Source organism: Pricia sp. (genome assembly GCF_041745955.1).
In the GTDB taxonomy this organism is placed as follows: Bacteria; Bacteroidota; Bacteroidia; order Flavobacteriales; family Flavobacteriaceae; genus Pricia.
Genome location: NZ_JBGTHY010000041.1, coordinates 1 through 6921, shown reverse-complemented (window position 1 = coordinate 6921; position 6921 = coordinate 1). Strand labels below are relative to the sequence as shown.

Sequence of the window (6921 nt, the reverse complement as noted above, 5' to 3'; positions counted from 1 at the left end):
CACCGGCGTATTTCCAATAAGTATGTCCCGCAAAGTCCCCCCGCCCACGGAGGTAACAAAGGCGATAATAAACACCCCGAACAAATCCAATTTTTTATCCATGGCCACCAATACGCCCGAAATGGCAAAGGCAATGGTGCCTAAAATATCTATGATGGAGTAGAACATGCTGGTGGATTGAAGGTTATAGGTTAATAGTTATAGAGTTACAGGCTTGTCATCCGGCATCCAAAAACATAAACATCTAAACCCTAATTTGGAATTCGGAATTCGGTGCTTTTATCACATCCGCTGCGTGTAATAATTATAATCCTAAATAACGATATCCACAAATTCGAAGGGTTTCATTTCGGTAGCGATTTCGGTCACTTTTTTAATTTGATAGCTCAAAGATACGATTACAATATGATCGCCGTCTGCTCTATGCCACCGTAAAAAGAAAGATCTACAGACTATCTACCACAAAACTATCGCGGAAAAGTTCATACTGGAAAAACCCCTAATACAAAAAGAACTGCAACAATATGGCATACAGACCATCCTTACCAAACCGGAAAGTTTGACCCTAAATACCATCAATACATAAGTGCAGATCAAGGCAAGAAGGCTTTTGTAAAAATAACCTTACGGAGTACGCCATTCGTGATGTACAGGATTGTGGGAGAACAAATCGAATTCCATGTTGTTAATAAGTTTTCGATAAGAATTGATAACTTTTTCCCGCCCGCAAAAGGTAGGGTGCGATCGACGAAATACATCTTTAGGCAGCCTGTCAAAATGAGGGCCGCTGATGTTTTACATCCAAAATTTTCCTCAAAACGCTAACTTGCGGCCTCCCAGTCAGGTACTTTTACCACGGTCACATATAGTTATAATAATCATCAAACCTGCTCCACTTAGGAATGAAAACTGCCTCTACGTTATCCGATCAAAGTCTAGTCAAACCTATAGGGCGAGTTGCCAAAAAAATAAAATATCGGTATCGTTTGGTAGATTATAAGAACGGGCGGCACAGAACCGATATATTGCTGAGTCAGACCAAATGTAATCTAGAGATTTTACCCGACGGTATCCTAGTTTTGGGGAATTTTACGGCGAATATCCATACGATTCCCGTAATGAAAAATGAAATCGAATCGATTACCCTGATCCGTGGCAAAGAAGTTGTCGATACGTTTCCACTATCGCCTATGCACATTCTTTCAAAACTCGGCGTACCCAATTCTATCTCTCGATATGTGAGCATTCTTCCATCGGAGTATCGAATAAGCGAGACCCAGATTATCATTAAATGCAAAGAGTTCCAGCTAAGTTTGATAACGAGCGGCAACAGATATGAAAGTCTGCTGCGATCCTTTATAAAAGAAGAATACCACAAGCAGTTGAATCTGATAGAAAAACCAAGCATCAATAGGCTTAATTACACTGCTGATTCAAGTTTGTAATAGTTCTTTGACCCCAAACTTCATCCCTTCGTTTTTCCTTCGCTGAATCCCAAAAAAATAGTATCTTCCCTCTCATTCAGCGTTTGCAATGCCTTCAAACCAAACATCAAAAATCAATTGGTCGCCGGGGGTGCGCATTTACAACACCTTTAACCTCGCGTTGGCAACGCTTTCCAAACCCATAAATCAAATCAATGCAACGAAATTTTTTTGCCATCTGCCTCTTTTTGACCGCAATTTTCACAGGCAACGCCCAAACCACTATCATCGGTTTCACCCCCGAAAACGCCAAAAGGGAAATCGCCCTTGAGAAGGCCTTCGAAGACAAACTGTCCGCTGATAATCTTGATAAATGGATGCAACGCATGGCTGCCGAACCGCATTGGGTCGGCACCGAATACGGACAAAAAAACGCGGAGTGGATGCAGAAGCAATTCCAATCCTGGGGTTACGACGTAAAAATCGAGACCTACCACGTACTGTTCCCCTATCCAAAGATTCGGGTACTGGAACTTATGGCACCCACCACTTACAAGGCAAAATTGACGCCCATGGCCGTCGAAGGCGATAAATATACCGCCCAAGGTGATGCGCTTCTACCCAGCTATAACGCCTTTTCTAGAGATGGCGACGTCGAGGCCGAACTTGTTTTTGTAAACTATGGCGTACCTAAAGATTATGAGCAGCTCGAAAAATTGGGCATCGATGTCAAGGGCAAGATCGTTATTGCAAAATACTACGGCTCTTGGCGGGGCATCAAACCCAAACTGGCCGCTGAAAAAGGGGCTATCGGGTGTATTATTTACTCCGATCCGAAAGATGATGGGTATGTGCAAGGGGACGTCTACCCAAAAGGTCCCTTTAAAAACAAAACAGGGGTTCAGAGAGGTTCTGTGATGGATATGCCCCTTTACCCTGGTGATGTGCTCACTCCCGGATATGCGGCAACCAAGGATGCTAAACGTTTAAATAGGGAGGATGCGCCTACGATTACGAAAATCCCCGTATTGCCCATTTCCTACGAAGATGCGCAACCTTTGTTGGAAGCTTTGGAAGGACAGGTAGCGCCGGAATCATGGCGCGGCGGACTCCCGATAACCTACCACATCGGTCCCGGTCCGGCGAAAGTCCACCTAAAACTCGAATTCGACTGGCAGCTCGTACCCGCCCATAACGTAATCGCCACGATGAAGGGCACCGAATTCCCTGATCAATGGATACTGCGTGGCAACCATCATGATGCCTGGGTACATGGCGCCAGCGACCCGGTCAGCGGTATGGTCGCCCTGATGGAAGAGGCCCGGGCCATCGGTGAACTCGCCAAGAATGGGGACAAACCCAAACGTACCTTGGTCTATTGTGCTTGGGATGCCGAGGAGCCAGGACTCATAGGTTCTACTGAGTGGGTTGAGGACCATATCAAGGAATTGCAAGAAAAGGCGGTAGCCTATATCAACACCGATGGCAACGGACGCGGATTTCTCAGTGCCGGCGGTTCGCATACGCTCCAGGCCATGGTCAGTGAAGTCGCCGGTGCGGTTACCGATCCACAAAAGGGCGTTTCCGTCAAGGAACGGAAAATCGCAAGCAACCTCATCGACGGAGGTAGCGATGATTTTGAACTTTATGCCGTCGGTTCCGGCTCCGATTATTCCCCCTTTATCCAACATGCGGGCATCGCTTCCCTGAATCTCGGTTTTGGCGGCGAAAACGAGGGCGGGGAATACCATACCATCTATGATACCTATCCCAATTACAAGCGATTTAAAGATCCGGATTTTGCCTACGGCGTGGCACTCGCCAATACCGCCGGGCGGATTGTTTTACGCTTGGCCAATGCCGACGTGCTTCCCTTGGAGTTCGAACAATGGCACAAAACCGTTTCAGGTTATTTGGATGAGGTAATGAAGGAAACGGATACGATGCGTAACGCAGTTGAAAAACATAACAGAATGGTCAATAAGAACAGCTTCGAACTGGCGGCGGACCCTAAGGAGCCCTTTGTAAAGCCAGAAAAAAAGGAAACTGTTCCCTTCCTTGATTTCACATCGGTACAAAACCAATTGGTCGCACTTAAAGGCAGCATCGACACCTTCAAATCCATCGATGCCTTCAATTTATCCACGGAAAAGCGCAACCAACTTAATCAGCAATTGATGCACGTCGAGCAGGTATTGACTTCAGAAAAGGGACTCCCCAGACGGTCTTGGTACAAGCATCAGATCTACGCCCCGGGCTTTTATACGGGATACGGCGTAAAGACCCTGCCCGGCGTTCGGGAAGCCATCGAGCAAAAAGACTGGAAAGAAGCGCAGGAACAGATCAAGGTACTAGCGGAAACTTTGCATCGGTTTGATGGGCATATTGAAAGTATGAACGCGTTGTAAACGGCTACAATCCAAAAAACAACGAAAATCCAAAAAACGAACGCGCCGAAGTCCGGTCCCGTAACTTTAGAAACTTATCGCTATCTTAGTGACTTATTTTTTAATACTAATGCTATGAGCTCTGACTACACCAAAATTTACACCGGAAACACATTTATTACCCAACGAATCGTATCAGACCTACGGGAAATGGGAATTGAACCCGTTGTGAAAGACGAATCCGAATCGGCACGTTTGGCCGGTTTTGCCGCCAATATCGATGGTGATCGGGAGATTCATGTGAACAATGATGAGGCCGAAAAGGCGTTGGCCGTAGTAAAACGTGTTATGGCAGAAAAGAAAACATAAAATTTTTATTTTGCCAATCAGTCTTCTTCAAATAATGCTATCCTATTATACCCTAATAATAACTATGAAATCAAACGCCAAACCCTATTCGCTCATTTCCTTTTTTGCTTTTTCGATGCTCCTGATTTCCTGCGATACCACCCCTAAAAAACCTAAGGAAACGCCCTTGGTAATCCGGGAGGATTCCCTTACCGAAGTAATTAGGGCGAAAGAGGCGCGACAAAGTATTACCCCGAAAATTGCGGAGGGCCTTGAACTCAGCCTGTGGGCCTCCGACTCGTTGGCTCCCGACCCCATCGCAATTTCCATCGACAATCACGGCAAGGTCTACCTGACCCGAACCAACCGCCAAAAAAATTCGGAATTCGATATCCGGGGACATCAAGATTGGATGACCCCCTCCATTGCCCTGCAATCGGTCGAGGATAGACGCGAATTTCTGCATGCGACCTTTGCTCCCGAAAAGAGCGAAGAAAACGAATGGCTCGCAGACCTGAACGGAGATGGTTCGCACGACTGGAAAGATCTTGCCGTTGAGAAAGAGGAGGTGTGGATGTTGGAAGACAGCAATAATAACGGGATTGCTGATCGATCTACTCGCATTCTCGAAGATTTTAACGAAGAGATTACCGATGTCGCAGGTGCCCTGTTGGTTCGCGATAACGACGTTTTTGTAGGCGTTGGTCCCGATATGTGGCGGCTTACCGATACCAACGATGATTTAGTTTTGGACGAAAAAAACTCCATTTCCCATGGTTTTGACGTACATATCGGTTTTGGCGGACACGGCATGTCTGGTGCCGTTGAGGGTCCGGATGGAAAAATCTATTGGGGCATCGGCGATATCGGGGCAAACATAACCGATCAAGAAGGCATCGAACATTTCTATCCCAATCAAGGAATCATCGTACGCAGCAATCCCGATGGTAGCGATTTTGAGGTTTTTGCCCATGGCCTTCGCAATACCCATGAGTTCGTTTTCGATGCCTATAGCAATATCATTTCTTCCGACAACGATGGCGACCACGCCGGGGAAAGCGAGCGTTTGGTACATATCGTTGAAGGTTCGGATGCCGGATGGCGCGCCAATTGGCAGTACGGAAAATATACCGACCCCCAGAACAACGGTTATAATGTTTGGATGGATGAAAAAATGTTCAAACCAAGATGGGAAGGTCAGGCGGCCTATATCATCCCTCCTATCCAAAATTTCCATAATGGCCCAACGGGGATGCAATACAATCCCGGAACTGCCCTGGGTAAAAAGTGGCTGGACAAGTTTTTTCTGGTCGAGTTCGTCGGCAATCCCGATCGATCCCATATCTGGGCCTTTGATCTAAAACCGAAGGGGGCGAGTTTTGAGTTGGATACCGACCAAAGCATCCTAAGCGGCGTTTTGCCCACGGGTATCGAATTTGGTCCCGATGGTGCCCTTTACGTGGCAGATTGGATCAACGGATGGAATACCAAAAACTACGGCCGCGTTTGGAAACTGGACGTGACCGAAAATGATAACGACCTCGCCAAACAACGTCAGGAAACCGAGCGGTTAATGACCCTGGACTACGAAGACCAATCGACCGATAAATTGGCAGAATTGCTCGCCTACCCCGATAAGCGCATCCGTCAAAAAGCACAGTTCGCCCTGGTGGAAAGCGGTTCGGGAGATAAAGTTTTCAATGGGATAATCAAGGATGGTAAAGACCAATTCGCCCGTATACATGCCATTTGGGGTATCGGCCAGCTTGCCGCAAACGATTTGGACAAAGCTGAACCACTTACGGGACTTCTTTCCGACAAGGATCCCGAAATCATCGCGCAGGCGATTAAAATTCTAGGCGACGTTAAATATAGCGATGCCGGTGACAAGTTGATTCCCCTATTAAAAATTGAAAACCCAAGAATTCAATTCTTTGCGGCGCAGGCTTTAGGGAGGATACACCATGAATCGGCCGTACAGCCTTTATTGGACATGATAGCCGCCAACAATGATAAAGATGTATATCTACGCCACGCCGCGGTACTCGCACTTTCGCGCATAGGAAAAAAAGAACCAATCATTGCCTTGGCGGATAGCCCCGAGCGAAGCCTTCGCATCGCCGCAGTTTTGATCCTTCGCAAATGGCAGGATCCGCAAGTGGCCAAATTCCTCCAAGATGTCGATGAATATATTGTTACCGAAGCCGCCCGTGCCATCAACGACGATTGGTCCATCGAAGAAGCCCTTCCCGAATTGGCCGATGTATTGGCTATGGAAAAATTCACTTCCGAGCCTTTGTTGCGACGGGGAATCAATGCAGCCCTGCGTGTCGGTAGCGACCCGGCATTGGAAAATCTGATTGCATTTGCCAAAAGAAAAACTATCTCCGATACCTTAAGGGGAGAAGCCTTGGCGGCTATAGGCACTTGGGCGGAGCCTTCCGTACTCGATAGGGTCGATGGCCGATATCGTGGTGAAATAAAACGGGACGCCAATACGGTGAAGGAAAAGATCGAAAAGGATATTCCTATATTTTTAGAGGATAAAAATCCAGAAATCCTGATAGGTATTTCGAAGACCTTGGCCAATCTCGGTATCGAGTCCCACAATCCTGAATTGTTCCGCATAATGCGGACGAACAAATCCTCCGAGGTACGATTGGCGGCCTTAAAGGCCTTGGGCGAGCTACAGTTCGATGACATCGAAATCGCCATGGGATTAGGCATGAAAGATAAGGACCAGCAGGTAAGGGCGACCGCAG

5 protein-coding genes and 1 pseudogene are annotated in these 6921 nt (G+C 47.0%); 5 read left to right on the top strand and 1 reads right to left on the bottom strand.

Features of this window, described 5'->3' with window-relative positions:
- The coding region (locus ACEW8S_RS01495) for a trimeric intracellular cation channel family protein (protein WP_373516422.1) at positions 1–168 on the bottom strand (168 nt) is incomplete at its 3' end.
- A 271-nt stretch (positions 169–439) separates the two neighbouring features.
- Between ACEW8S_RS01495 and ACEW8S_RS01490 the strand changes: the two are divergent.
- The 5 genes and pseudogenes from ACEW8S_RS01490 to ACEW8S_RS01470 all read left to right on the top strand — a co-directional run.
- Positions 440–586 (top strand): annotated as a pseudogene (locus ACEW8S_RS01490) (DUF58 domain-containing protein); the annotation flags it as partial.
- Between the two features lie 316 nt (positions 587–902).
- Complete coding sequence (locus tag ACEW8S_RS01485; protein ID WP_373516421.1) at positions 903–1445, top strand: hypothetical protein; 543 nt, start codon at positions 903–905, stop codon at positions 1443–1445.
- Between the two features lie 194 nt (positions 1446–1639).
- Positions 1640–3832: a transferrin receptor-like dimerization domain-containing protein gene (locus ACEW8S_RS01480; protein WP_373516420.1), complete on the top strand. Its 2193-nt coding sequence runs from the start codon at positions 1640–1642 to the stop codon at positions 3830–3832.
- A 114-nt stretch (positions 3833–3946) separates the two neighbouring features.
- Positions 3947–4180 (top strand): putative signal transducing protein, encoded by a 234-nt coding sequence (locus ACEW8S_RS01475; RefSeq protein ID WP_373516419.1) that lies wholly within the window; start codon positions 3947–3949, stop codon positions 4178–4180.
- Between the two features lie 64 nt (positions 4181–4244).
- Positions 4245–6921: HEAT repeat domain-containing protein (locus tag ACEW8S_RS01470; RefSeq protein ID WP_373516418.1), on the top strand; the 2677-nt coding region annotated here is incomplete at its 3' end.